Annotated in this window: 19 protein-coding genes; 16 read left to right on the top strand and 3 right to left on the bottom strand. The window is 64.8% G+C overall.

Annotated elements, in window-relative coordinates; genetic code table 11:
- Window positions 1–13: 13 nt before the first annotated feature.
- Window positions 14–1018 (top strand): GAF domain-containing protein, encoded by a 1005-nt coding sequence (locus R3P95_RS08275; protein ID WP_317547979.1) that lies wholly within the window; start codon window positions 14–16, stop codon window positions 1016–1018.
- A gap of 95 nt (window positions 1019–1113) precedes the next feature.
- Here the strand turns inward: R3P95_RS08275 and R3P95_RS08270 are convergent, their stop codons facing one another.
- Window positions 1114–1566, bottom strand: a complete 453-nt coding sequence (locus tag R3P95_RS08270) for a helix-turn-helix transcriptional regulator (RefSeq protein ID WP_317547978.1) — start codon at window positions 1564–1566, stop codon at window positions 1114–1116.
- 1126 nt (window positions 1567–2692) lie between these two features.
- Here R3P95_RS08270 and R3P95_RS08265 point away from each other — a divergent pair.
- From R3P95_RS08265 to R3P95_RS08195, 15 genes are all read left to right on the top strand, one after another.
- Window positions 2693–4024 carry a hypothetical protein gene (locus tag R3P95_RS08265; RefSeq protein WP_317547977.1) on the top strand — a complete coding sequence of 444 codons (1332 nt, stop codon included), beginning with the start codon at window positions 2693–2695 and terminating at the stop codon, window positions 4022–4024.
- Window positions 4025–4072: 48 nt separating this feature from the next.
- Window positions 4073–4666 carry a hypothetical protein gene (locus R3P95_RS08260; protein WP_317547976.1) on the top strand — a complete coding sequence of 198 codons (594 nt, stop codon included), beginning with the start codon at window positions 4073–4075 and terminating at the stop codon, window positions 4664–4666.
- Between the two features lie 74 nt (window positions 4667–4740).
- Window positions 4741–5397 (top strand): hypothetical protein, encoded by a 657-nt coding sequence (locus R3P95_RS08255; protein ID WP_317547974.1) that lies wholly within the window; start codon window positions 4741–4743, stop codon window positions 5395–5397.
- Window positions 5397–6686: a MinD/ParA family ATP-binding protein gene (locus tag R3P95_RS08250; RefSeq protein ID WP_317547973.1), complete on the top strand. Its 1290-nt coding sequence runs from the start codon at window positions 5397–5399 to the stop codon at window positions 6684–6686. The genes R3P95_RS08255 and R3P95_RS08250 overlap by 1 nt, the downstream gene beginning before the upstream one ends.
- A 40-nt stretch (window positions 6687–6726) precedes the next feature.
- Window positions 6727–8787, top strand: coding sequence for a cutinase family protein (locus R3P95_RS08245; RefSeq protein ID WP_317547972.1), 2061 nt, complete (start codon window positions 6727–6729; stop codon window positions 8785–8787).
- Between the two features lie 146 nt (window positions 8788–8933).
- Complete coding sequence (locus R3P95_RS08240) at window positions 8934–10631, top strand: peptidoglycan DD-metalloendopeptidase family protein (protein WP_317547971.1); 1698 nt, start codon at window positions 8934–8936, stop codon at window positions 10629–10631.
- Window positions 10628–11224 (top strand): hypothetical protein, encoded by a 597-nt coding sequence (locus R3P95_RS08235; protein ID WP_317547969.1) that lies wholly within the window; start codon window positions 10628–10630, stop codon window positions 11222–11224. The genes R3P95_RS08240 and R3P95_RS08235 overlap by 4 nt, the downstream gene beginning before the upstream one ends.
- A 58-nt stretch (window positions 11225–11282) precedes the next feature.
- A complete protein-coding gene (locus tag R3P95_RS08230; protein WP_317547968.1) occupies window positions 11283–11696 on the top strand; it encodes a hypothetical protein in 414 nt (137 codons plus the stop codon).
- A 74-nt stretch (window positions 11697–11770) separates the two neighbouring features.
- Window positions 11771–12511 carry a hypothetical protein gene (locus tag R3P95_RS08225; protein ID WP_317547967.1) on the top strand — a complete coding sequence of 247 codons (741 nt, stop codon included), beginning with the start codon at window positions 11771–11773 and terminating at the stop codon, window positions 12509–12511.
- A gap of 8 nt (window positions 12512–12519) precedes the next feature.
- Window positions 12520–14718, top strand: a complete 2199-nt coding sequence (locus R3P95_RS08220) for a hypothetical protein (protein ID WP_317547966.1) — start codon at window positions 12520–12522, stop codon at window positions 14716–14718.
- A gap of 3 nt (window positions 14719–14721) precedes the next feature.
- Window positions 14722–16308 (top strand): SCO6880 family protein, encoded by a 1587-nt coding sequence (locus R3P95_RS08215; protein ID WP_317547965.1) that lies wholly within the window; start codon window positions 14722–14724, stop codon window positions 16306–16308.
- A 14-nt stretch (window positions 16309–16322) separates the two neighbouring features.
- Window positions 16323–17828 carry an ATP-binding protein gene (locus R3P95_RS08210; RefSeq protein ID WP_317547964.1) on the top strand — a complete coding sequence of 502 codons (1506 nt, stop codon included), beginning with the start codon at window positions 16323–16325 and terminating at the stop codon, window positions 17826–17828.
- On the top strand, window positions 17825–18604 hold the full coding sequence (locus R3P95_RS08205) for a methyltransferase (RefSeq protein ID WP_317547963.1): 780 nt from the start codon (window positions 17825–17827) through the stop codon (window positions 18602–18604). The genes R3P95_RS08210 and R3P95_RS08205 overlap by 4 nt, the downstream gene beginning before the upstream one ends.
- Window positions 18601–20448 (top strand): type IV secretory system conjugative DNA transfer family protein, encoded by a 1848-nt coding sequence (locus R3P95_RS08200; RefSeq protein WP_317547962.1) that lies wholly within the window; start codon window positions 18601–18603, stop codon window positions 20446–20448. The genes R3P95_RS08205 and R3P95_RS08200 overlap by 4 nt, the downstream gene beginning before the upstream one ends.
- Window positions 20445–21083, top strand: coding sequence for a hypothetical protein (locus tag R3P95_RS08195; RefSeq protein WP_317547961.1), 639 nt, complete (start codon window positions 20445–20447; stop codon window positions 21081–21083). The genes R3P95_RS08200 and R3P95_RS08195 overlap by 4 nt, the downstream gene beginning before the upstream one ends.
- Before the next feature lie 29 nt (window positions 21084–21112).
- Here the strand turns inward: R3P95_RS08195 and R3P95_RS08190 are convergent, their stop codons facing one another.
- Window positions 21113–23188 (bottom strand): ATP-binding protein, encoded by a 2076-nt coding sequence (locus tag R3P95_RS08190; protein ID WP_317547959.1) that lies wholly within the window; start codon window positions 23186–23188, stop codon window positions 21113–21115.
- Between the two features lie 505 nt (window positions 23189–23693).
- Window positions 23694–24620, bottom strand: a complete 927-nt coding sequence (locus R3P95_RS08185; protein ID WP_317547958.1) for a hypothetical protein — start codon at window positions 24618–24620, stop codon at window positions 23694–23696.
- Window positions 24621–24770: the final 150 nt, after the last annotated feature.

Here is a 24770-nt window from a genome sequence, read left to right as displayed (position 1 = left end):
GGGTCGGTCATTTATGTCGAGTAGCTGGATCCTGATAGAAACGTTCGGAGACGAAGAGCCGTCGGTCATCGGAGTTGGGTCTTCGCCCAAGTCCTTTGTCTCACCACGTAATGTTCTCCGCAGTTCCGCCAGCCGCAGCGAGGCATTGGCTGCGGTAACGGAGACGCTTGCCACGGGGGCCGTGGTGGATCGTCTATCCAGAGACCGATTCAGGCGAGTGGTGGCCGAACCACTGCGAACGTTTGCGGGCCGTACACATGGTGCGTGGGTGTGGCTCGGCCAGCGCGACGAGACTCCACCAAAACGAGACGCCGCTGGTGCATGGCACTTCAACCTCACCAAAAGCACCGCTAGCGGCAGCGACGACTTGCTCGACCTCTATCGCGTTCCGGAAGACGAGCGTGAGACCCAACGTGCACTTGCGGGAGCGTTCACCCGACTTGTCACCAACCGTGACGAGAGCGAAGCAATGGCCAAGATCGTTCAATCAGCGCCGGGCACCACTCATCAAGCGGTCTGGACAGTGAGGCGGGACGACGGTGAACTTCGCGCCGCGCACTTCTCGTGCCGGATGATCGCCGAGGATCAGGCTGCGGGCACCGAAATAATGCTGAGGGGCATCACCCACGACATCGGACCCGCAGGTGAAATCAATATCGCTCCCCCACCCACGATTCTCGAGCATCGCGTTCTTGAGGCTTCCAGCAAGGAGGGCGAGTACCGCGCACTGGTCAACCTCAGAACTCTCAACCTGTTGCGCTGGTACAACTCTGAACCTGCACCGAATATCTGCTGGGAAAACCTTCCTGGCGAACCGATACCAGCGATCCACCCGGACGATGTACCAATTGCGAAGCAAATGTCGAACGCACTCGCACGCGAACGCACCAATGGCGTGCTTCGCTTCAGAAGTCTTGACGGAACTTGGAAGCCAATGAAGATCGACGCGGTTCTAGTTTCACTCGATCAGCACACCACGGCCGCACTCGTAACTCTGACCGAATTGTGCGAGGAATAAATAATCTCGCGGATCCCCACGGACTCACAAAGACTGTTGCGGACTGCATGCGACCGAAGCGCTTACGCAAAGAGCGCGTTTTTTAGTTGCGTCCTTTACAAGGACTGTGCGCGTGTCGTGCGGGCATCGCGAGTTCGACTCCACGCAGCTGCCACTGTTCGAGTCGACACCCCATATGTTTGGGCAAACGACTCGAGGCGCTCCTCGGTCTCGGACTTGCGCCCACGCTCGATGTCGGCGAGAACGGTGGTCGACATCCCGAGCAGCTGCGCAGCGTCGCCTTGGGACAGCGCCGCGTGCACCCTGAGGTCGGACAATTTCAGCTGAGACTCCGGGATCGGGACCAGCGCCGCGACAGACGTGTGCAGGGCGTTCGCAATTCGGCCAAGCGTCGCGGGCGGTGGCGTCGAGCGCCCCGTTTCCCAGGTCGACACTGCTTGCCTGGTCGCGCCCACCTTGGCCGCAAGGTCGTCAGCACTGAACCCCGCACGTACCCGCAGCTCACGCAACCGGTCGGCGCGAAACCCACGAACTCCGCTTCGCGGCACTGTCCCCAACTCCCTGTCGAACCTTCAAGACAGTCCCATCTTGCTCGATCTACCGCGGCCTCGAACTCTTGTGCGTTTTATAGTTGCGCGTTATTGTTGCGATTATGCACTCAATCGATTCGAGTTCCACGAAGCAGAACGGATTGCGCGGTGCACCTAACCTGTTCTACAGTCCTGATGCGCGCCCAAAAGGGATTCCTCGGTGCTTGTCGATCTCGGCACTGCTTGTAGCGCGGGACATCAGGTCGGTCTGTTCACAGGTCCCGTCCGATCATTCCTGTCGGGAGTTCCACATGTTCGCGTCTTTCGCCCTAGCCGCATCGCAATTGCCGTCGACGGCTGAGATCAGCAATTGCCGTCGTCGAAGTTCAGCAATTGGCCGTTACGGACGAGGTGCGACGGCAGGTGCATTCGCCCAGCATCGCCGCTTTCGCCGGGGTGACGGGGGCGAATCAAAGTGAGTGCCGCACGGGATGCGATGGTGCCAGATTTTCTTCCACAGAGACAGCTCTGCGTGTCAATCGTCGTAAATCGGACACATGGCGACTTGATTGCCTGCTCGCTCGACCACGACCATTCCGGTCGCCACCAATACATCGGTGACGACGGAGCCCTGCTAGCGGAGTGGGGTCCATCCACCTCGTGCAATGAGCGGTCTATTCCTACCCATAAGCCCTAGACCTGGCAGTCCGGACTTCAACCAGACTCGAGTGGGCTTGCGCTGATAGTCCCACTCGTGAGCTACAGGAGCTCCCCGACGCCCTGTAGCTCGACCGGTGGACCGGCGCGAGGGTCGCGCAGTGAGCGCATTTCATCATGTTCAGCGCTGCGTGGCCCCGCCGGGACATCACCTCTAATTCTGATACCCGTTCTCACAGAAAGGATTCCGATACCCGATGTGGATTTTCCAGCAGCCGTGGTTCTGGTCGGTGGTCTTCGGCTGACTCTGAGCCTCTAGCACGTGATGGGTGCGTGCGACTGGCCCACAACCTATGGATCGCACGCACCCATCCACTTCTCTCCACCGACTTACCTAAAACCAATTCGTCGCCAGAACGGTTGCTCCGCAATCGCATTCACCAGCACGACCCGATCGCCGGGTCGCACCAGGAAGGGATCGACACCAATGCCAGCATCACAGGGCACCGGACACCACCGCTCATTCAAGAAGCGAGGGCGGGTGATCAAATCGCTGCCCGCCGTGGCCGCGGTGACGATCGCCGGCCTGACCATGCAAGCCGCTCCCGCGCAGGCTGCACCATCGCAGCCGGGAGTGACCAGTCCTCAAGGATCACAACCGGGGGTCACGAGCACACCGCAGACGGCACCGGCCACCCCGCCGCCGCCCTCTCCGGAACCGCGTGAGTACTTGGACGGCTACCAGCCCTCACCACAGGTGCAGCAAACCCCGTCACGTAGCTACGGCGACTACCTGGCCGGTAACCAGCAGTCCTCGAACTACCAGAACACCTACTACGAAGCCCCCGCTCCGCAGTCTGCCCCGAGCGAAGCACCCCCGGCGTTGCAGGCGACTCCGCCACCACCGCCGCCGGTCCCGACGGTGCAGCGCAAGGTCATCGCCCCGATCGAGGCCCCGCCCGGAACCTTCATCGCCGGCGGCACGTTGCTGCCGGTCGATACCAACATCGTCGACCAGAACCTGCTCACACGTACCAACAACACGTTGCAGGCGATACAAGCCGATGGCGGAAACTGGCTCGTGGACAACGGATTCGCCGACGCGCCCCGCGCCGACCGGATCGCCGCAGGTACCGCGACCGGTGTCATCACCGGTGGCGCTGTCGGCCTCGCTGCATCGGTGGTCCCGGCAGCGGTGATCACTGGCACCGCTGCTGCTATCGGCGGCGGACTCGGAGTCGCCGCTACCACCGGCACCGGTGCGATCGTCTGGGGAGGACCGGTGGGTTGGGTCTTCATCCCCGGCGCAGCCGCACTTGCCGGAGCGGGCGTCGGTGCAGCACTGTCGGCACCGATCGTGCTGGGCCTGACCGGCGCAGGCTCTGTCATCGGCGGCATCCTCGGTGCCACCGTTCTCGGCGGCCAACAGCAGATCATCGAAGAACCGGCCCCCGCACCGGCAGTGGTTCCCCCGGCTGCCGACAGCGTCCCGACGATCCCGCCGGCCGCGACAGTAGATCTCCCCGGCCCTGTCGGGCAGGTTCGCGACACCCTCGCTGCCGACCCGAACGGCCGCCAGGCGCTCGCGGCGGCCGACACAGCCGTTCAGAACGCGGCCCCGATCGTCGACAAAGCCGTCAGCGATGCGTCGGTGTGGACCGCACCGGCCGTCGAAGCAGCCCAGGGGTTCACCTCGAAGGCCCTCGAACAGCCGCAGGTGGCTCAGACCGTCGAGACGGTGCAGTCGGCTGCCGCTCCTCTGGTCGATCAGGCCACTGCCGCTCTCGGCGGCTTACAGGCAGCGTTCGCACCCGCCTGATTCGCCCTACAGCCAGCTAGTTGAACAAGCCAGGAAGGACACATCCAGATGATCCGCCGTTCGACGACATCTCCGATTGCCAGTGCCACCGGCCCAGCCCGATCAGGGGTGCCGTCGAGCTCGCCCCGTGTGCCGCGATCGCGCCGACGCGCGGTCGCGGCGGCCGGGGCTGCTGTGGTGTTCGTGGCCGTCGCCGCCGCTGTGTTGTTCAGCGGTGGCGACTCCGAGCCGGACACGACAGCCACCGATACGGTTATCTCTTCCTCCGTCGTGCCGACAACTGTTGCCGCCGGACCGGATTGCTCGATGCCGGCGGGTGATCAGAACAGCGGCCCCGGGATCATTGCCGCGTTCGAGCACGCCTATTACGTCCAGCGGTCGGGCGCGGCCGCGCACGCTCTGGTGTCACCGAACGCCCCGGCGAGTGCCCCGTTCACCGTCGAAGCCAACCTCGACGCAGGTATCGCCACCGTCCCGGTCGGCACCACCTACTGCATCGACATCGACCCGCTGCGCACCGGCTCCTACACCCTGACTCTCACCGAGAGCGGCCTGAACGGGCCTGGGACGCAGTACCGCCAACGGATCACCACCGACCAGGTCGACGGTCGCTACGTCATCGCCGCCATCGAGCAAGCGTGATCACCCACCGCCGCCACAGCGCGAGATCGCCGCAGCACCGCGGCGAACAGCCACGACGAGAGGAACGCCGGGATATGAGCGATGCAGCGAGCGAATGGGCCGAGGCCGCCACCGCAGTACGACAGGCACGCGAGACCCTCGAGGCGTCGACCGCGAGCGAGATCCGCGCATGGGCCGAAAAGTCCGGCCTGGCCGACTGGTCGATGTGGCAGAAGATCAAACGAGAGCTCTACAAGCAGCTCGACCTGGACTACGACGGATTGCGCGCAAACGAAGCCGAGCAAGTCACCGACGCGGTCGCCTCCGCGGCCGCCGCAGCGCCGCTGGTCGAGCTCTACGCCGCAGGCGATGAGCGCGGCAGCTTCGCAGTGGTCGGAGACGATGACGAAACAGCCTGGTACGGAACATTTCACGCCAAGGACGCGGTCTTTCGGCAGGGCGATCAGACCTCGGCCGACGACTCGGCGGCCGGCAAGGCAGCCTTTCTCGCCGGCAAGCTACGCGAAGAGCTCGACGCCCCCGCGATCCGGCTGATTCTGCACATCTCCAACCCGCACCTCGACGGCACGCGGCTCGCAGCCCTCGCCGCGCGATACGGAGTGCACCTCGAACGCCTCGAGATCGACGACGAGAACCCAGCCACCGTGTGGTGCGAGGTTCCCGGGCACCGGCCGTGGCAGGCCATTCGGCTCTCCGATCTTCTCGTCGACGATCAAGCGGAGGTCGGCTGATGGCCGAACAGCACCCGCGCCCGGACGACGACAACCCCGTCGCAGGCTACGAAGCCGAGGACACCGTCAACCTCCGCGCTCAGCGCCTGCGCCGACCCGAATCCGAACCGGACGAACAGCCTGCAGAAGAGTCGGCCGACGACACGGCACCGGACCCGTACGGAGTCGGGCAGGACGCACTCGCCGCAGTCGAGACACCCGACATCGACCCCACTGCGTTCTACCGCGCACGACTGTTCGACCGCCAGGAGGAAGACCCGAGCGCCGAGCCGGCCGAAGCAGGCCTGCGGGGCCGACTCAACGCCGCCCTGGGAACTCACCTCAAGCCCAAGCCCACTTCTGCCGAAGTCAGACTGCGTCAGTCGATTCGCGTTGTGCAACAACCCCTTCCCGGATGCTCGGTGGTCTCGGTCATCAACCCCAAGGGCGGAGCAGGCAAAACTCCGACATCGGTCATGCTCGGTTCGACGTTCGGCAAGCACCGTGGACACGGGGTGACGGTCTTCGACGCCAGCGAATCACTCGGCAGTCTCGGCGATCGCGCCGCCCGCACCACCGATCCGGAGCTCACGGTGTGGGACCTGCTCGACCATGCACACGAGCTGGCGTCCTCGTCGGCGGTATCGGGATCGCTCACTGCGTTCCTGCGGCGTCAACCGACGATGGAAGACATTCTTGCGGCGGACAATTCGGCCGACCGTGAGCGCAACCTGGGGTGGGACGAATGCGCTGCGGTGATGGCAGTGCTGCGCCGACACCGCGACCTGATCGTCATCGACACCGCCGCCAATCCCTTGGCCGAGAGCTGGCAGTGGGCAGTGCAGCATTCCGATGCCCTGGTCGTTCCGCTCCCGCTACGGCTCGACATCGCCCGGCAGGTCTACCAAATGCTCGAGGGCATCATCGCCCGCGGCTACGGACACCTGTTGGCGTCGACGATCGTCGTGACCTGCGCAACCCCCGACTCCAACCCGAACTTGGCGTCGGCGGTCTTCGAGGACCTGCGCAATCTCGGTGTCCAGGAAAGCAATTTCATTCAGGCCCCGTACGAATCAGCGCTCGCCCGCGGCGATCGGATCGTCTACAAGGACCTCCCGCCCGCCACGATCGAGGCGTACACCAATGTCACCGCCCTGGTCGCCGACAACGTCGCCGCGGCACGAGCCGGCGCGGCCTATCAGTTCACCGATCCGTACTCCCCGCAGCCAGTGAACCGCCAGCCCGACAGCGCACCACCCCCACAGCTCTCCCAGTGGGAGCGGCGCAGCCGCGACCGTCGCGGAGCCTGAACCCGTCCCCACCCCGCTCGACGCACACGAGGAGAACACCATGACCGGCCAGAGAACGCACACCACCCCGCGGCGACGACAACGCCGGACACTGTCGGCGCTGACCGTCCTCGTCTCCGCGGTCCTGGCCGCGGGCACCGTCCCCGCACACGCCGCCCCGGCAGCGACGACGGCGACCTCGTGCGCGAAGTACGTCGCGATCATGACCCCGGGAACATGGGAGACCAATCCCGCCGCGAATCCGAGTGCCCCGGTCGGGATGCTCGCCACCGTCGGCAACGCCCTGGAACAGAAGTATGGCAACGACATCGAGGTCTACTACCCGGCGTACGCGGCGTCGGCGTTCGACAAGGGCCGCACCTACGCCGACAGCAAGGAAACCGGCAAGAGCGCCATCAACAACATCCTCACCTCCGCGTGCGCGACATCGAAGTTCGTGCTCTCGGGCTACTCCCAAGGCGCGGACGCCGCCGGCGACGTCGCCGCCGAGATCGGCAACGGACGCGGCGTCGTTCCCGCGGCGCGGATTCTCGGCGTCGGTCTGGTCGCCGATCCGCACCAGGGCACCGCCGGCGGCACCGTCGTCGGGCCGAAGGTCGACGGCCAGGGCATCGGCGGGGTCCGGCCCGAAGGCTTCGGTTCCCTGGCCCCGGTGGTCAAACAGCTCTGCAATCCCACGGACCTGTACTGCTCGACGAACGCCGGCAAGGACGGTCTGCTCGCGGGCCTGGGCAAGGTCCTGGCGAACAAGCCTGTCGACCCGGCCACCACCGGCGGGCAGACCGGATCCGGATCGACCGTCGCTCCGTCGACGACCGCGCAGGGCGGCGTCACCGGTGCCGGAACGCAACCGGGCACGACACCGACACAGTCGGGAGGGGTCAGCGATTTCTCGTCATCGCTGGTCTCGGACTTCTCCCGCGTCGATCTGGCCGGTGCCGCGAACACCGCATCGACTCTCGGGGAGCGGGTGGCCACCCTGCCCGACTCTGTGGCAACCAACCGCACTCAGTCGCAGGTCGCCAGCGTCGGGGCCTCGGCGACATCGCTGCTCAACAGCCTCGAACCGGTCGCCGATGTGCAATCGGTGATCGCCGCGAACCCCGGCATCCGCTCGACTCTCGACACCGCACCGGAAGGATCACCGGAAGCGAAGACCTCCACGGTGCTCGACGCACTCGACCAGATCGACATTCCCGCAGTCCTGAGCACAGCGACCTCGATCGCCGACACCGCCTCGTCGGTGCTGGGCGGCACCGGCACCACCGCCGGCCTCGCCGGCACCGCATCGACCCTGAGCGGGCAGGTCGCACCGTTGCAGTCCGTGTCCCCGGATGCGCTGACCTCGGCAACGCAGGTGCTCTCGCTGCTCAAGCCGAAGACAGTGGTCAACCAGGTCGTCAACGTCGCGACCGGCTTCACGAGCCTGGACTACCAAGGCATCGTCGACAACCTGATCGCGCTGCCGCAGAAGGTCGCCGCACTCGACGTCGCGGGATCGCACAAGATCGCCGGAGACCTGAACAACCAGTTCGCACCGATCGTGAAAATGGCTGCGGGAGTGGACCTTCGCACCCTCGCAGCATTGGTGGCGATGATCCCCGACCCCAGCGGATCGGCGCAGATCGCCTCCCTGGTGCTGAGCTTGCTCGGCAACGTCGACGTGATCCGCCTGGCCAACGATGTCGGCGCGATCCAGGAAGTCGCGTGGAAGATCCTCGAAACCGGCAACCTCGCGGCCGCCGCCGAACTGCTACCCATCGGGCTCGACCTCGCCTCGGTCGCGGTCGGAGTGCTCACCGGATCCTCCAAGACCAGCGCCGACCAGCTCGGCGCGCAGACCCAGGTCACCGGACAGTCCGCAGCGATCGGCCAGCAAGCCTCCACCGGCGATTTCGCCGGTCTGGCAGGCAGTCTCGTCTCACTGGCCTCGTCACCGGGTGCAGGCGATGCCGCCGAGCTGGTCGGTGCCGGTATCGACGCCGCGACGTTCTTCGCCTCCGGCGCGCACCAGTCCTACGGCGATTTCACGGTCGACTCCACCGGCCGCAGCGCACTGCAATGGCTCATCGACTTCTTCACCCAGAAGATCGGGGGCTGACCGCCCGGCCACCGAGCAGGCTCTGCAGCCGGGCGGGCATGACGCAGAGCAACCGAAAACCGCAGCACCACAAACGAACAACGCGTACCACCACAGGTGTCCGGGCGGGCACTGATCATTCTTTCGATTCGTGAGGACACGCACCGATGGCAGCGTCACAGCAGGGCAGCAAGGGCAGTGCCGGCGCACTGAGCCTGCTGCTGATCGCCGCCGTCGCTGCGATCGGCATGTTCGGTGTCCTCTCGGGCGATCGCACACCGCCGGTCGACGACGGCACGTGCCTGCCGGCCGGCGCGGCGGCGGTGGCTCCGCACTCGGGAACAGTGGTGATGCCGCTCCGTGAAGGCACCTATCAGGCCACGAGCGGTTTCGGTGCCCGCACGAACCCGGTCACCGGCGAAGCCGAAGGACACCAGGGCCAGGACTACTCCGCCCCGATCGGGACCCCGATCTACGCGGCCACCGACGGCACGGTCGTCAAGGCCGAACATGCCAGCGGGTTCGGCAACTGGATCATCATCGACACCACCGTCGACGGCCAGTCGCTCTCGACGGTTTACGGCCACATGAACGACGACGGTGTCGGGGTGACCGCGGGCCAGACCGTCAAGGCCGGTGACCCGATCGGCGCCGTCGGTAACGCCGGACAGTCCACCGGGCCGCACCTGCACTTCGAGGTCTGGCCCGGTACGCGCCTCGCATCCGGATCGAGCCCGGTCGATCCCGTGGCCTGGCTCGCCGCCGCCGGTGCCACCGCACCGGCCGCCACCGCGGACGTCCTCGCAGCAGCCCCGGCCGCCACCTCCGCCGCGACCCCGACCACCGGTGCCGCGGCGCAGGGTGTATCGAGTCGATCGGTCAAACTCGCCGCCGCGATCAAACCCGGCTGCGGTGTCCCGGCCGGGTCGACCGGACTGCGACCGGGATCGGTGCCGGCGGACTTCGAGCCGTGGATCGTCAAGGCCGGCACCGTGTGCCCCGAGGTCACCGCTCCGGTCGTCGCCGCGCAGCTCGAACAAGAGGGCGGCTTCCACGTCGACGCCCACAACAACGGTTCCGGCGCGGACGGCCCGGCGCAGTTCATGCCTGCCACGTGGGCGGCGAAAGGCGTCGACGGTGATGGAGACGGACGCAAGGACACCCGCAGCATCGCCGACGCGGTGATGAGCCAAGCCGCTTACGACTGCGAGCTGGCGGGCATCGCCAAGGACTCGCTCGCCGCCGGCAAGGTCAGCGGCGACCTGACCGAGCTGTACTTGTCGATGTACAACTGCGGGCCCGGTGCGACCCTGTCGCAGGGCCGGGTGTGCCAGAACGCCGAAACCCTCGACTACGTCGCGAAGATTCCCCGCCGCGCAGCAGAAGCGTTCTCCGTCGCCGTGCCCCAGGCCACACCGGGCATCGTCCCCGGTGGCCCGTTCGGTCAGAACGTCGTCGCGGCGGCGATGCGTTGGCTCGGCACCACCTACGCCTGGGGCGGAGGCGACCGGAACGGACCCACCCGCGGGGTCAGCGACGGCGGCGGCCGCGCGGACATGATCGGCGACTTCGACAAGGTCGGCTTCGACTGCTCCGGACTGGTCCTCTACGCCGTCGCACAAGCCTCCGGCGGCGCGATCCTGCTCCCCCACCAGGACTCGGCGCAGATCGCCGACAGCCGCGGCCGCGTGATAGCCACCCCCGGCGAGCTCGCTCCCGGCGACATCATCCAACCCCACTCGGGCCACATCTTCATCTGGCTCGGCGGAAACAAGGTCGTCGAGGCACCGCAGTCCGGCGACGTCGTGAAGGTATCGGACTGGACCCCGCCCGCGAGCGGACTGACAGCACGGAGATTCGGATGAAAATCAACAGACGTACCGCCGTGGCCGTAATCCTGACCGCTGCAACAATTCTCACTGCCTGCGGTGATGAAAGCACCGACAACGGCAGCGATGCCCCGTCGATCCCGGCGCAGCAGTGGACACCGGGTACGCCCCCGCCGAGCGGCAGCGATCCCACCCGCACCCCGGCGCCGGCCGCGACCGCGCTGCCCGACATCGCGGCCGGGGTGGACCGGCAGGACCCGGACTCGGTGGCCACCGCGGCGCTGACGGTCTGGTTCACCTGGAACACCGCCGTCGACGCCGGACCCAACGATGCCGCCGCCCGCACCGCACCGCTGCTCACCTCCGACTACGCGCGCGAGATCACCTCCACCACAGCGCAATCGAGCCCCGGCGCGCAATGGCTGGACTGGGCCGCGTGCGGCGCGGTCCTGACCCCCGACCTCGTCGCCGACGACGAACCCGTTCCCCCGCAGACCGATTCGACGGCATACCGGTCCTACCACGTCACCCAACGCATCGACGGTGCACCGGTGAGCGAGAGGGTCGTCGCGATGATCCTGCGGCGCGGCTCCGACGGCTGGGAGGTGAGCCGCATTCAAGACAAATAGCCCCGCCTCATACATCCATTGGCACTGCAGAACACCATGTTTCGGAAAGGAACCCCCGATGGACACAGAATCCGTCACCACCCCCACCACCCACACCTCGCACCGGACACGCCGCGTGCTGGGCGTCCTCGCCCTCACCGCCGCGCTGACCGTCCTGGCCGGCGGAGTCGCCGCCGCACAGACCGTCAACCCGTACGACGGGGTCAACCCGGACATCAGCTTGTTCGGCCCCGCCCTGAACCAGACATGGAAGCGCATTCTCGCGGCGATCTGGGGTGCCTGCATCGCCATCGCGGGCCTGTGGGTGCTCACCTCGTTCCTTGCCTCCAAGAAAGCCCGCAAGCGCGGCATGTCCAGCGATCTGAGCGAGTCGGGCGAGGATCTCAAGCTCTCGCTCTTCGTCCTGGGCGGTGTGGCCGCTGTCTCGCCGATCGTCGGCGCAGTCTTGCTCCTCGTCCAGCCCGGCGCATAGCCGATCCCGGCTCTGACCACCACTCTTCCTCCTCCCCGACGCGGGCACCGTCCGCAGAAACGAGTTACCCCATCATGGCCATCGACTACCGCAACGTCGGCTCCGAACCCCCCAGCTCCCCAAACACCGAGAACGTCGGCGGTGATCGACAGACCGACAGCAAGTCCGGATCCAAACGCTGGATCATTCTCGGGGCCGTCGCCTTGGCGATCCTTGCCGTCGTCTCGGTGATCGTGGTCGGTCTGTCGGGCAGCACCGACAACTCCGGCGGCGGTGGCTCCGATGCCATCCGCGCAGTACACGGGCCCACAACCGTCAACAACGGCGTCCCCAGCGGCTACACCCGCGACACCCAAGGCGCATCGACGGCCGCGGTGAACGTGCTCCAAGCGTTCGATCAGGCCAGCCAGGGCCGCATCGACATGAACGATGTCCGCCCGACGATGATCGCCGCCGACCCCGGTGCCGAACTGGCCCGCGAGATCGAACTCGGCAGCAACCGCGACGAGAGCAGCGACGTGATGAACACCCTGCCGGCCGCGGTGCACGTGTCCTCGTTCAGCGCCGACGCCGCGCAGATCTCGGTGTGGTCGATGACCACCACACAGTCCGACATCAACAACACCGGCACCGTCGCTGTGAGCACTCTGTGGGCGACCACCGACATCTCGTTGGTCTGGCAGGACGGGGACTGGAAGGCCAAGGACTGGTCCTACCGCCAGGGCCCGCGCCCGGAAGACGCGTCCTACCCGGCCGCTGATTCCGCGCTCGGCGGTCAACTGACCGCCGGGTACTACACCTTCTACATCGACTAGGAGAGAACATGATTCGCCGTCTCGTTCTCATCGCGGTCACCGCCGCACTGGTGGCTCTGTTCGGATCATCCGCTGTTGCGCTCGCCCAGCCTTCCGCCGTTCCCGCTCCCGTACCGGGGGCGGTCACCGCCCAGCAACCGGCCTCGAGGCTGCCCGCGCACTTCCCGGACGATCTCAAGAAATTCATCGGCGGCACCGAGGAATTTCGGAGCGGGCCCTGGTTCACGGGGAACTGCGCAGACCACGGCGGCGACCTGGGAACCTATATCTCCCAAGCACTCACGAACGAAAACCGGCTCCTGTACTGGACGGCATCGGACGAGAACAAAGCCGTCATGCTCGGCGGTGCGGGCGCGGTCGGCTCCGACCCTCAGGCCCAGGCCACGGCCACGGCCGAGATCACCCGCAAGGCCGTCGCCGACGGGACCGAACCACCGGCCGACGCTCTGCCGACGGTGTTTCCGGCCGGAGACACCAGCTTTCACCCACCGACGGGAACCTGCGCCGCCGACCTCGTCCGGTGGGGCACCAAGGAATGGGGAACGTGGGGCTTCGCCTGGGCGCAGAGCCCGGACGCGGACTCGCTCACCGCGATCAAGGCGCTGCCCGGTGCCGACAAGGTGCCCGACGCCGCCTGGTCGGACCCGTGCTCGCAGGGTTCGGGCGACCAGTACTGCATGCACGCGTTCTTCGTCGACTGCTCGAAAGCCGAACGGGCAGATGCCAGCCGCTGCCAGGACTGGAACCTCTCGATCGGGCGATTGTTCGCCGGCACCGCGAACTGGATCGACAAGAACACCTCGTTCACCGAACGCCTGGACGACACCCTCGGCAAGGTCATCGCCGCCACCCCGCAGTACAAGCTCGGCAAGGCCTACCTGCAGGCGTTCTCGTGGATCTCGGGGGCAGCGAGCGACGTCGTCGACTTCGTCACCGATCCGACCACCGTCATCGACGACTGGGTCAACGCCACCAAGAGCGGGGCACTCTCGCTCACCGATGCCGTGCTGCGTGGGTTGACCTCGACCGGCGACTTCGATCCCACCCAGCAGTGGTTCGTGACCTATTACGCCGCATCGACGGGTCTGGGAATCATGGTCATGTCGCTGGCGGTACTGCTGGCGATCATGCGATCACGGCACAAGGGCTCGCCGTCGGAGCTGGTGGCCAACGTCTTCGGCTACATGCCCGCCGGGGTGGTGATGATGCTGTTCTCCTTGGCCCTGGCTCAACTGTTGATCGAGTTCGCGACAGTGCTCACCGAGGGCATCGCCAGTTTCAGCGGCTCCACGATCACCGAGATGGTGGAAAACATCTACGCCACGATGGGCACGCTGAACAAGGACACCGTCGTCGGCGGCTCGATCGTCGGCCTGGTCTTCTTCGGCATCCTGCTGCTCGGCGCGATGTCGGTCTACCTGGGTCTGCTCATGCACCAGATCGGGCTTCCGCTGACCGCGTGCGTCGCCGGAATCGGCTACGGCATGTGGGTGCACCCGACGTGGCGGACCAAAGCGCTGCGGCCACTGTTCACGTTCGTTGGCATCGTGCTCAGCAAGCCGATGCTGTTCCTGCTCATCGCGATCGTGCTCGCCGGGGCCAACAACGCTCTGCTCTCGGGCGGCGGCGGCTCGGGAGATCTGACCTCGCTCGGGGCTCTGGTGCTCGTCGGGGCCTCGATGGTCGTCGTCGGCCTGGCACCGTGGGCGATGCTCAAGTGGGCACCGATCCTGCCGACCAAAGCCGACTCCGAAGGATTCGGCGGCGGTGGTGGCTCCGTCGCCGGTGGTGTCATCGGCGGCGTGGGCAGCTCGGCCCTGTTCCGCAGCCGCAGCGGCGGAGGCGGAGGCGGAGGCGGCGGCGGCGGCGGCGGGTCGACCGTGACACCGCGCTCGACCCGGTCCGGGGAGGGCGTCGACAAGGCCACCCGATCCGCGCATTCGGCTCCGTCGACCAACTCCACCCCCGGCCACACCACCGGGACCGCCCACAGCGGCGGCACCGACAAGGGCGGGACGTCGACACCGAAGCGCTCGACCATGGGAATGGCCGGCCGACTCGGCGGAAAGCTCGCGACGGGATCGGCCGCGACGGTCGCCTCGGCCGGGGCAGCGGCGGTGCCGATCGCCGCGCAGTCCGCAGCGGCGGCGATGAACAAAGCCAAATCCAGTGCCGAGTCCGCTCCGTCCGAAGCCGAAGGCAGGTAAGCGATGTCGACCGAGACCGTCGAGCACGACAGCGAGCAGAGAACCTCCATCCTGGGCGGTGAGATCGCGCGCCGCGGCATGACCGGGATCTCGGCACCGGTGCTCATCACCTGGACCGCGGCTCTGATCATCGGCGTCGTGTACTACTTCGCGGCCGGTGGCGGCGCGATGACCGTCGGGCTCGTGGCCGTGTTCTACCTCGGGGTGTTCGCCTCGACATACGAATTCGGAGACGTTTCCCTGGCGGCGCGGCAGATGCACCGGTTGCGGAACTGGTCGCGGATGCGGCGCGGGGAGCACGTCTATCGCAACGCCGACGACCCTGCCTACGGGGTAGCCGATCTCGACCCCGGCTGGGAGTATCCGGTGCCGCTCGGGCGGACCACCCCGCTCGACGTCGCCGGCACCGGCCTGGACGAGATGTTCATCGTCCGCACCGCGAACCCCGGCGAGCGGGCCTATTACACGGTCGTACTGTCCGTGCAGGGCCTGGCAGGGGGGCTGCGCACCGACGCGGCCTGGGCGACGACATCGGAGAAGTTCGGTCTGTTCAGCTCCTCGATGGCCCGCAAGACCTCGCTCATCCGCGGAGTGCAGCTGATCCACCGCTCCATTCCCGCGGATCTGACCATGCACGAGGACTGGGTCGAGCGGGAGGTCGAAAAGCTCGGCGACATGCGTCTGCGGGCACCGGTGGAGTCCTACGGCGACCTCATCGACACCATCCGGCCGCACTCGGAAGAGCACCGGGCGTACGTGGTGCTCAAATTCCCCCAGACCGACCACTTCGAGGCCGAAGCCGCGCGGGCTGCAGGCGGGAAAGGTGCCCGATTCGAAGGCGGTGTCGCCCAAGTGATCCGCGACGAGACGATGCGCGCGGTGAGCAAACTCGTCGCCGCCGGCATGGGCCGCGTCCAGGTCCTCGGTGAGCAGCGCACCTGCGCGCTGATCCGCGCGTTCGTCGACCCGTCGAACCCACTCGATCGCCACCAAGGGGCGCGGTGGTCGAACTGCTGGCCCTCCTACGTCGGTGGCCAGGACTCGGTGGTGGTGTCGCGGCGCTGGCACACCCGTGTCGGGTTCCTCCCGCCGGCGAGCATCGAACCCATTCCGCTGGGCCCGCTGTGGCTCGCACCGCTGCTGACCGGGGTCGCGCCCGACATCGGCGACGACGAGAACCCGCCGTCCCCGACGATCCGAACCGTCAGTGTCCGCGTCGATTTCGTGCCCGACGCCGTCGCCCGGGAAGCGGCCAGTCAGGACTTCACCCAGGACCGGGCATCGCAGGAAAGTGCCGCACGCAAAGGCATCATCGGCGACGGCTCGGCCGAAGTGATGGCCACCGCGTCCGGGCGTCGACGCACCGATCTGATGCCGGGCTCGGGCCATCACGGCACCATCTACTCGCTCGCGGTGGCAGTCACCGGCCGCGACGAAGACGACCTCGAGCGGGCCTGCATGCGCGTGGAGGAAGCCGCCGACGAATCAGCGATCAAAACCATCACCTGGCAGGACGACACGCACGACGTTGCCCTGTTCACCACCCTTCCCTTCGCTCGCGGTCTCGCCGTGACGCGCTACACCACGTAGCCCAGGAGATTTCGATGCCGCAACACACCACCCATGGCCCCTCCACCCGACCCGCCGCGACCGAGCAGCCGGCTCGATCGGCACGCCCGCGGTTGCTCGGCCGCGATCGCGAACGACACGGCGGCGACACCGCCGTCCTCGAGGCCGCGGAGGCGATCCCCGCCAAGGTCGCCCGACGTAAGCCACCTCGGCGGTTCGCGATTCTCGACCGCTACGGCTGGTACGAACCCCGCTCCGAAGGCGCGTGGAGTACGACCAGGCAGTCCGAAGCGCTGAACCTGGCCATCAGCCGGCGCAGTGCCCGCTACCAGGGAGCGGTGACCGGTCTGAACCGGATCTCCCAGGATCTGGTGATCACCGATCCGTTCGAGCTCTACGGCACCGACATCTCCAACATCAACGTCTGCGTCGTCGGGGACATCGGCAAGGGCAAGTCCTCGATGATCAAGACCGCATTTCTGTGGCGGCAGATCATCTTCGGCCGACAGGTGGTGGTCATCGACAAGAAACGCCAGGGCAGCGAGGGCGAGTACTCCATCTTCGCCCGCACCCTCGAGGTGGAATCGGTCCGGTTCAAAACCGGTGGCGGCGGCGCCAGACTGAACCTGCTCGACCCGGCGATCACGACGGGCGGTGAACATGCCGGCGGTCTCGACGGTGTCACCCCAGCCGGTCAGGAAGCCCTCGTGCTCGCCGTCCTCGCCGACACGATGGAACGCCCGCTGACCACCCCGGAGAAAAGCGCCGTCGGCCGAGCGTTGGAGCTGGTCAACGCCGACGCCGCCGCGACCGGTCGCGCACCGGTGCTCAAGGATCTCGCCCGCCGCCTCGTCGAGCCGTCCACCGCCGACGGCACGTACTTCGGTGACCGCTGGTCCGAGCGTTCCCTCGAATGGGGCTACGAACCGGGCTTGGCCCTGCTGCGTCTGGTCGACCGGGACCTCAAAGGTCTCGTCGACGCAGAGACCTCCCCGGAGGTCCGGGCCGCGCTCGAGCATCCGTTCGCTCACTTCGACGTCTCCGCGCTGCCGACCGAAGGGCCTGCGCTGCGGGTGGTGATGACCGTGATCAACACCTGGCTGGCGAACCTGCTCGCTGCTCGCTCGTCGGTGTCCAAGCAGACCATCCTCATCGTCGAGGAAGGCTGGCACGTCGCCGAAGGATCGACCGGCGCGGTGTTCCGGTCGAACATGAAGCTCTCTCGCGGACTGGGTCTGTCGACCGTCTCGGCCTTCCATCACCCCTCGGACATGTCCCACGATTCCCCCGCCCGGGCGCTCATGCAGGAAGCGGGAATTGTGTTCCTGTTCGCGCAGGAACGCTTCGACGATGCCCGCGAGACCGCGGAGATGTATCACCTGCCGCCCGGGTCCATCGACATCATCATGGGCCTGGGACAGGGCGAATGCCTGGTCAAGATCGGCTCGTCCGATCCGATCCTGATGGAACACGTCCGCTCCCCGCAGGAGATCGCCCTCACCGACACCGACGCCGCCGTCAAAGGAGTCAAGCCAGCGTGAGCACCTCATCGCCCTCACCGTCAGCGGCCCGGCGTTCCCGCACCATCGACGTGTACGTGAGCTCGCCGGCCCCGATCGGGTACGACGACACCTGCGCGAGCGGGGAGAGGCGGTTCCTATCCCCCTCGGCCGCAGCACGATTCGCCGTCAGCCATGCCGCCGCCCTCGACGCCGGTGTCCCCGGGATCACCGTCACCATCGCTGTCGAGGGACACGACGACGTCTGTGTGTCCGGTACCCCCGGTGAGATCGCCTGCGCCCTCGCCGCCATCCCGATCTACAGCGCCGGCGTCCGCACAGCGCGGATACCGGCACCGGGCTACCTCCGTGCCGCCGTCGATGAGGTCACCCTGCCGATCCAGTGGCAGGGCAGCGTCGGAGTGGAGGCCGGCGTCGATGTGCGCGTGCTCTCGACCCGGCCCGACCCGCTGCCGTACTCGACGCTGCTGCTCGGACAATGGGCACCGGACCTAGCGCACCGCCTCGCGCACGACCTCGCGCGCTCGATCACCGAGCGCAGTGGTCGACGAAGCCCGGCCACCGTGACATACCTCCCCGAACAGGGGCGGTACGAGATCACCCATCCCGACCCAATTTCCGATACCGACGCCGACGCGGTGGCCCGGTACATCCGGATCACGCAGCTACGAGCCAACCTCGGCGCCCTCGACCCGGTGGCCGACGCGGACTGCGCTGTCGGTCTCGCCGCCGAGCTGCATGTGCTCGAAAGCTATTCCCGCCGTGTCCCTTCCACCGACGACAGGACAGTTCGATGAGTGCGATGCAATCCCCTCCCCGCAGGCCCAGCGAGCCGTTCGTTCCGTCCGAGGTCTGGGTCGGTGCCGCTCTGATCGTGGGGCTGGTGTTCGCTGTCGCCGGCGGTGGCATGGTCTCCTCGCTGGTGTCGGGCACGGTGATCGCGATGCCCACCAGCCTCGGTGAGTTGTTCTCGATCTTCCGTGGGTTGGTCACGAACCCGTCGGACCCGGCGGCTGCGTGGCCGGCGACCGCGCAGCCGGGTCCGGCGTGGGTGACCTGGGTGTGCATTCTGGTGCTCGGTGCGCTGTATACCGCGGTGGCCCTGTGGATCAGCTCCGAGATCGACGACTGGCAGCACCACCGCGGTCAGGCGCAACGTGGTTTCGCCGGCCGACGTGAGCTCGCCCGGGCAGGTATCGACGAGAAGAGTGTTCGCACCGCTGCCGTCGCCACCCGTTCGTCGTTGAAGGGCACGCGGGCCTCGAAGCTGGACGCGAGCGAGGTCGCAATCGCGTTGGGCCGCAACATGGTCGACCCCGACCGGATCGTCTACATCAAGCAGAACGACTGCATGCTCGTCGAGGGCGTCACCGGCTCGGGTAAGACTTGGCGCGTGGCGTATCGGCGCTGCATGGACGCACCTGGCACCCTGCTCGTGACGTCGACGAAAGTGGATCTGATGTCGGCAACGTACGAGCACCGCGCCGCGCTCGGGCAGGTGTCGATCTTCGATCCGGACAACATCACCGGATGGCCCGACCCGATCCGCTGGTCGATCCTCTCCGGATGCCAGGATCCGGACGTGGCGATCCGCCGCGCGCAGAGCCTGGTGTCGGCAATGCCGATGGGAGACACCAAGAACGGCGGCTACTGGGAAGACAAAGCAGTCGTGCTGCTGCGCTGCTACCTGCACGCGGCCGCGATCAGCGGCGCGGACCTGGCCACGCTGCGCGTATGGGTGAACTCGCGCAAAGGCCGCGAACCACGCGAGATCCTGATGCGGACGATGCCCGGCTGGGAAGCCGAACTCGGCCAGATCCTCGACTCCGGATCGGACTCCTCCGACGACATGATCGGCGCGGCCAGCAGACTCCTCGCCCCGCTCGCCTCCCCCGCATTGCTCAAGGCTGTCGATGTCCCAACGCGCGAGTCGTTCGACATCGACGAGTTCATTCGATCCGGCGCGGACACGCTGTATCTGGTGTCGAAGGGCAAGGACAATTCTGCGGCACCGTTCATCGCGGCCCTGGCCAGCGAAGTGCACTACCTCGCCGACCGGTATTCGCAGACCCTGCCCGGTGGCCGATTCGATCCCCCGATCCGATTCGAGCTCGACGAAGTCAACAACGTCGCCCCGATCCCGGGCCTGCCGGATCTGATGTCGGACTCGGGCGGCCGAGGCATCACCATCCACGCCTACGCCCACAACGAAGAGCAGAACAAGCTCCGCTGGGGCGCGGTCGCCGGCAAGATGTTCGCCGACAACTCCCCCGCCCGCCTGATCCTGCCCGGCCTCAAAGGCGACGAGCTGCAAGCGATCTCGAAGATGCTCGGCGACCGATACGAGTGGCAGCCCTCCGGCAACGCCCAGTCCGGTCCGACGCTACGAGAGGTACCGGTGATGTCGCCGGCGCAGATCCGCCAGATGGACCCCGACCAAGGCCTGCTCATCTACCGGACAGCGCCGCCGATCCTCGTGCACCTGCCGACAGTGTGGGACGAGAAGGAATCACGCGCCGCGGTGCTGCAATCGCAGCAGGTGTTCGACGAGATCGTGGCGTCGGGCACCGCGCCTCGTACCGAGGTGCAGTCCGGCGCGGTGGTGCTCGACAAGGTCAGTGACGGGACGACACTGTCGTGACCGCACCGGGGGCCGAGCAGGAAGAGTTGGTGCCGTCGCGGTTCACCTGGCGCTATCTCGATGCCGAGCAGGCGCGGGCCCTGTGGTCGGAGCTGATCGACTGGACCACGTGGCTGCGCGAGCGCTACGAGCTCGGCACCAAGATCCCGCCGTGCTGGTACCGCCACGATCCCGTCGTCGAGGAACTCAGCGCTCTGATGGCGGCGTGGACCGATGCCTACTATCGCGGTGACGAGTACCGGGACGACCTCACCGCCTGGCACACGCAGTGGTTCCGGCCGCTCATAGCGCGTATCCGTGACATCTCGGACTTCGACAGTTGCACCCACGATCGGTGCGCACACCGGCCGTTGCCGTCGGCCACGCTCGCCGGCATCGAGGAGTTCGTCGACGCCGACGTCGACGCCCGCCCCGAACCGGCACCGGCCACGCCGGCCCCGCAGGCACCGGTCGTCGACGTCACCGCGGCCGAAGAGGTGCGCACCATCCCCGCCGACGACATGGACATGGCCATCGATTCCGGTCTCGCCGAGCCTCTGGACCCTGCCGAACCGACTGGCTCGTTGGCCTTTGAGAATGCTGTCTGGAACTTTGATGGAACACTCAACGCATGGGTTTCAGGTCCAACCACTTAAGACGTTCAGGCATGACCGCAGTCATTTACTTACAAGTCGATCGGGCTCAAGGCCGTGTCTGGGACTAGCAGACGTTCTTCGCCAAGATCCACAACCCTGGCTGTGGCCGTACCCAATTGACTGCTAAGTGAATCGGCGCTTGCAGCGCTGGTAACAATTACCTGGCCGTGTTCGACCGTGCTAGTTGACAAGCGCTTCAGAGTGGAACGAAAGTTTTCCTCGTCTAGCTCGTGCTGCCGGGGTTCATCCAGCAGTAACAAACCAGGATGGGGCGAGTTGATAGAAGTTCCAACCTCTCGAACAGCATTCAGGTACGCAATTTTAACTCTAACGACGTCGCTCGCGCTCACATCTGACTCAAGGTCGAACCCATGCCGAACTGGCCTTAGAGTTTCCTCGTCTATGCCCACCTTTTGAGCCGAGTAACTGCGAAATCCAAAGGCTTCCAGCTGCTCCTGCATGCTGGACACCACCCTGTCAACTATTTCTGCGTCATCGTCTTTCAAGTTGTCCGGAAGCGCTTGTAGGTCTGCACGAACTTGCGCAGCCTCAGTTGCGATCTCTCTTAGCGTTTCAATTCTCGTATCAACATCCGTTTGAATTCTGCCTAATTGCTGTAATCGTAACTCGCCAGTAATTCGAGCGGTAATATTGGATTCACTTGGATAGCCAGCGGGCGATTCAAGATCAGAACGGAGTGCACGTATCCCTGAACGTAGCGTATCCGCCTCGCTCTGCAGCGCCCGGAAGACGTTTCCAGCTTGTTGAACCGCCTCGATCGATTGGGTTCTCATAGATTTCAGCGTTGAGAGTTGCGCTTTCACAATTTTAGCGGACGCATCAATATCCAAGATTGGACCCAATTCAGCCGCCTCAACTGACGCCAGTGACTGCCGGCAGGTGGGACAATCGTGGTCAGCTAGATGGCTCGACGCGTTTGCGCTACCGAGACGCTGCAAGGTCCTAAGGTCGTCGTGGCGTGCACTTTCCTCCTCAAACGCTGCGATACGCCTATCCAAGGCCGCAAGCTGAGCCTCTTCGAGCGAAAGATTCGCGTCAATCACAGAAGCTGCTGCAAGTGTTGAGGCAAGTCGGTCTTCCTCCTCGTGCAGCTCGTCTTGTAGAGCGACCTGGGGCTCGTCTTTTAGAGCGACCGGGGACTCCGCTGATGGCTGCTCATCATCCTGCAAAGCACTAAGTTCGTTCCTAATATCTGAGACAACCTCCGAGTACTTCTTCCATTCACCACCTTGATAGATGCGCAGTCCGACACCGGATAAATCGCTCGGCACAACGGAGGAATCGCGCATTCCAGCAGGCAGTTGTGGCACTCCAACAATCCGAGCACCAATTGCACCGGCCTCGACCAATACGGCAGTAACATTCTCTGTCCATAAGCCCTTCAGCCGGGACATGCGGCTCGTCAACCGATCCTTCTCCGCTTGCGCCCGCGGTCCAGCCAAGCCAAGCAGGAACTCTGCTGCTCGGCGAGATGGTTCTCTGATCATCAAGTGACTGACGCGACGAGGCCCAGGTTCTGACCAATCTCGTTGATCCGCATAGAAGAATGGAAATAGCAGTTCAACGTACAAAAGAACTGGTTCGCCGCCTGTGTACCTGGGAACATTGGGCAAATTCCATCCCAAGAACTCCGCCAAAAGCCTAGCAAAGCCGAATTCGCCTTTGGCAGAACCTTTTCGGTTCACAAAATAATCAGTAGGCGCGCCTAACACGCTACTTGCCGAGGACAAACCAGCAACGTCCCAAACCCGTATGAGATCACGGCCTATAGAATCATGTTTAACGAAACGTTGAACAGTTAGTACCCGACCATCTGAATTTTCAATTTCGACGGCACAATACGACTCGACTACTGGTGCAACCGTGTCATCCCTGAGTATCACTTCATCGGAAAATGCGCTGCCCAATTGAGAGGCCTTCAGTCGTGGCGGTCCGAATATCGCTTCGACTCCAAGCGCCCACACAATAGCTTGGAGCACCTGGGACTTGCCAGCCGAATTATTTCCCCTAACCACATTCAGGCCTACATCGAACAGCAAGGTCCTGGCAAGAGTTTGCGTTTCAGTCCGAACATTGACACGCACGGCTTTAATGTAGATTCTCATACAAAAACGCCCAGCCTTCGGGTTATCTCGGCATCACTCAGTCGGAGGAACTGAGATAGGTACTGCTTCTCCGCAAGCATTAATTCAGGCTGCTCATTGATCGCCGAAGCAAGTTCAAGCCCAGCGTTGGTAAGAGAAATTCTGCCGGTGCTTGATTTTACTGCCACCAGGCCGTTCGCAACGGCAACGTTGAGAGTGATCGGTAGTTGAGAGTCCAATCGAGATGTAGCCGAGCCAGCTGAGCGCGCACCAGACCACCAGGACAATAGCATCTGCCTAGTTCGGCTTGATCGAAGAGACCAGAGAAATAGATGAGCGCTGGAGAGCGACGCTGAGTTGTTACGAAATCGAGAAAGAACCAGCACTAATACAGCCAGCCTGAATGACATTCGTCGGGTGGCCGGCAACGCCTTCGGCTGGCGAACAAAGGACACCCGTGTGTCTTCTATCGCGTCGAGTTGTCCACGCTCTTCGCTCAGAGCCATCACACGACGTCCGAATCGAAGAAATCGAGGGGGCACCGCATCAGCCAATCCGCTACCTGCCCTTGAGCAATGTTCGCTCGATCAAGCGGCTTCATGGAGGGTGCCACGGCGGTAACACGCTCTCTTGCCTCTGCCATGACCCTACTCAACAACGCACCCGGAGCGTCACCTTGAAGTGGATATTCACTCTCCATTATCAATTCCAACTCACTCAGTTGGTCCTCTAGATCGCTATCGAGCTCGCTTAGATGGTCGGCCATCCAAGACCGTTGATCTCGCGAAGCGAGATACGATGTCATCAATTTGTTCAGCAAGCGATCGCGGTAGGCCTTGTTCTGGGAAACTTCGGGAACTTTGTCGAGTTTTTTGGTCATCTTTTCGAAATCGGCCGACGCAATCTTCGAGAAATCTGCGTTTCGCGGCGGCGGGAGCTTTAGCTCTGCGAGGCGGTTACTCACCACCGCTAAATAGGAGTCAGCATATGAGTCGGCAGTTTCTGCGGTGACCACGATGTCCGCTGAAGCGTACGGCAACGCTTCCGCGCGCAGCCGTGAGGTTTGCGATGCAATTGCGTGTTCAATGATCTTTCGATCATCAATCCTCGGAACCAGGAGAACCCAATGTTTTACGTTTACATTTTCGGCAAAAAGTTTCTCTATTTTTGCACGGTTCGTTATAAACTTTCCGACATCTGTGGTCATTTTCGCCCGTTGCTTCTCGTACCGCTGCTTCTGAGTCAAAGGCTCTTCCGGAGCGTAACTTTGGTAGACGATGCCATCGGTCGTGAACGCATCAAGTCCAGCATCGCCACCTACCCGGTCGGGAACCTCGACAAGCTTGACCCCGTGGTGTTGGCGGAGCATCCGGAAACAGAGTCGCTGCCATTCGGTTCCGTCGATCTTGTCAGGTATCGGCAGCTGGGTCATGGACACAGTCGGACCTTACTGGACCTAAGTCGTCGCGAGGTACCGACACTCAGCGTGCGTTGAAGTTCAGCAACGCTTATCAGAATACGAGCATTCTCGGCAGAGTCGCATCAGACCTCTCGGAGATGCCCGTAGGCGTGACGTTTAAGC

Origin of the sequence: Rhodococcus cercidiphylli, from assembly GCF_033042225.1 — a bacterium.
Classification (GTDB): Bacteria; Actinomycetota; Actinomycetes; order Mycobacteriales; family Mycobacteriaceae; genus Rhodococcoides.
Note: the sequence above shows the minus strand (reverse complement) of the source record. Positions and strands in the feature narration are given on the sequence as shown.

Coding starts and splice junctions, on each gene's coding strand:
- R3P95_RS08275 (WP_317547979.1), top strand. CDS start 14: ATGTCGAGTAGCTGGATCCTGATAGAAACGTTCGGAGACGAAGAGCCG.
- R3P95_RS08265 (WP_317547977.1), top strand. CDS start 2,693: ATGCCAGCATCACAGGGCACCGGACACCACCGCTCATTCAAGAAGCGA.
- R3P95_RS08260 (WP_317547976.1), top strand. CDS start 4,073: ATGATCCGCCGTTCGACGACATCTCCGATTGCCAGTGCCACCGGCCCA.
- R3P95_RS08255 (WP_317547974.1), top strand. CDS start 4,741: ATGAGCGATGCAGCGAGCGAATGGGCCGAGGCCGCCACCGCAGTACGA.
- R3P95_RS08250 (WP_317547973.1), top strand. CDS start 5,397: ATGGCCGAACAGCACCCGCGCCCGGACGACGACAACCCCGTCGCAGGC.
- R3P95_RS08245 (WP_317547972.1), top strand. CDS start 6,727: ATGACCGGCCAGAGAACGCACACCACCCCGCGGCGACGACAACGCCGG.
- R3P95_RS08240 (WP_317547971.1), top strand. CDS start 8,934: ATGGCAGCGTCACAGCAGGGCAGCAAGGGCAGTGCCGGCGCACTGAGC.
- R3P95_RS08235 (WP_317547969.1), top strand. CDS start 10,628: ATGAAAATCAACAGACGTACCGCCGTGGCCGTAATCCTGACCGCTGCA.
- R3P95_RS08230 (WP_317547968.1), top strand. CDS start 11,283: ATGGACACAGAATCCGTCACCACCCCCACCACCCACACCTCGCACCGG.
- R3P95_RS08225 (WP_317547967.1), top strand. CDS start 11,771: ATGGCCATCGACTACCGCAACGTCGGCTCCGAACCCCCCAGCTCCCCA.
- R3P95_RS08220 (WP_317547966.1), top strand. CDS start 12,520: ATGATTCGCCGTCTCGTTCTCATCGCGGTCACCGCCGCACTGGTGGCT.
- R3P95_RS08215 (WP_317547965.1), top strand. CDS start 14,722: ATGTCGACCGAGACCGTCGAGCACGACAGCGAGCAGAGAACCTCCATC.
- R3P95_RS08210 (WP_317547964.1), top strand. CDS start 16,323: ATGCCGCAACACACCACCCATGGCCCCTCCACCCGACCCGCCGCGACC.
- R3P95_RS08200 (WP_317547962.1), top strand. CDS start 18,601: ATGAGTGCGATGCAATCCCCTCCCCGCAGGCCCAGCGAGCCGTTCGTT.
- R3P95_RS08185 (WP_317547958.1), bottom strand. CDS start 24,620: ATGACCCAGCTGCCGATACCTGACAAGATCGACGGAACCGAATGGCAG.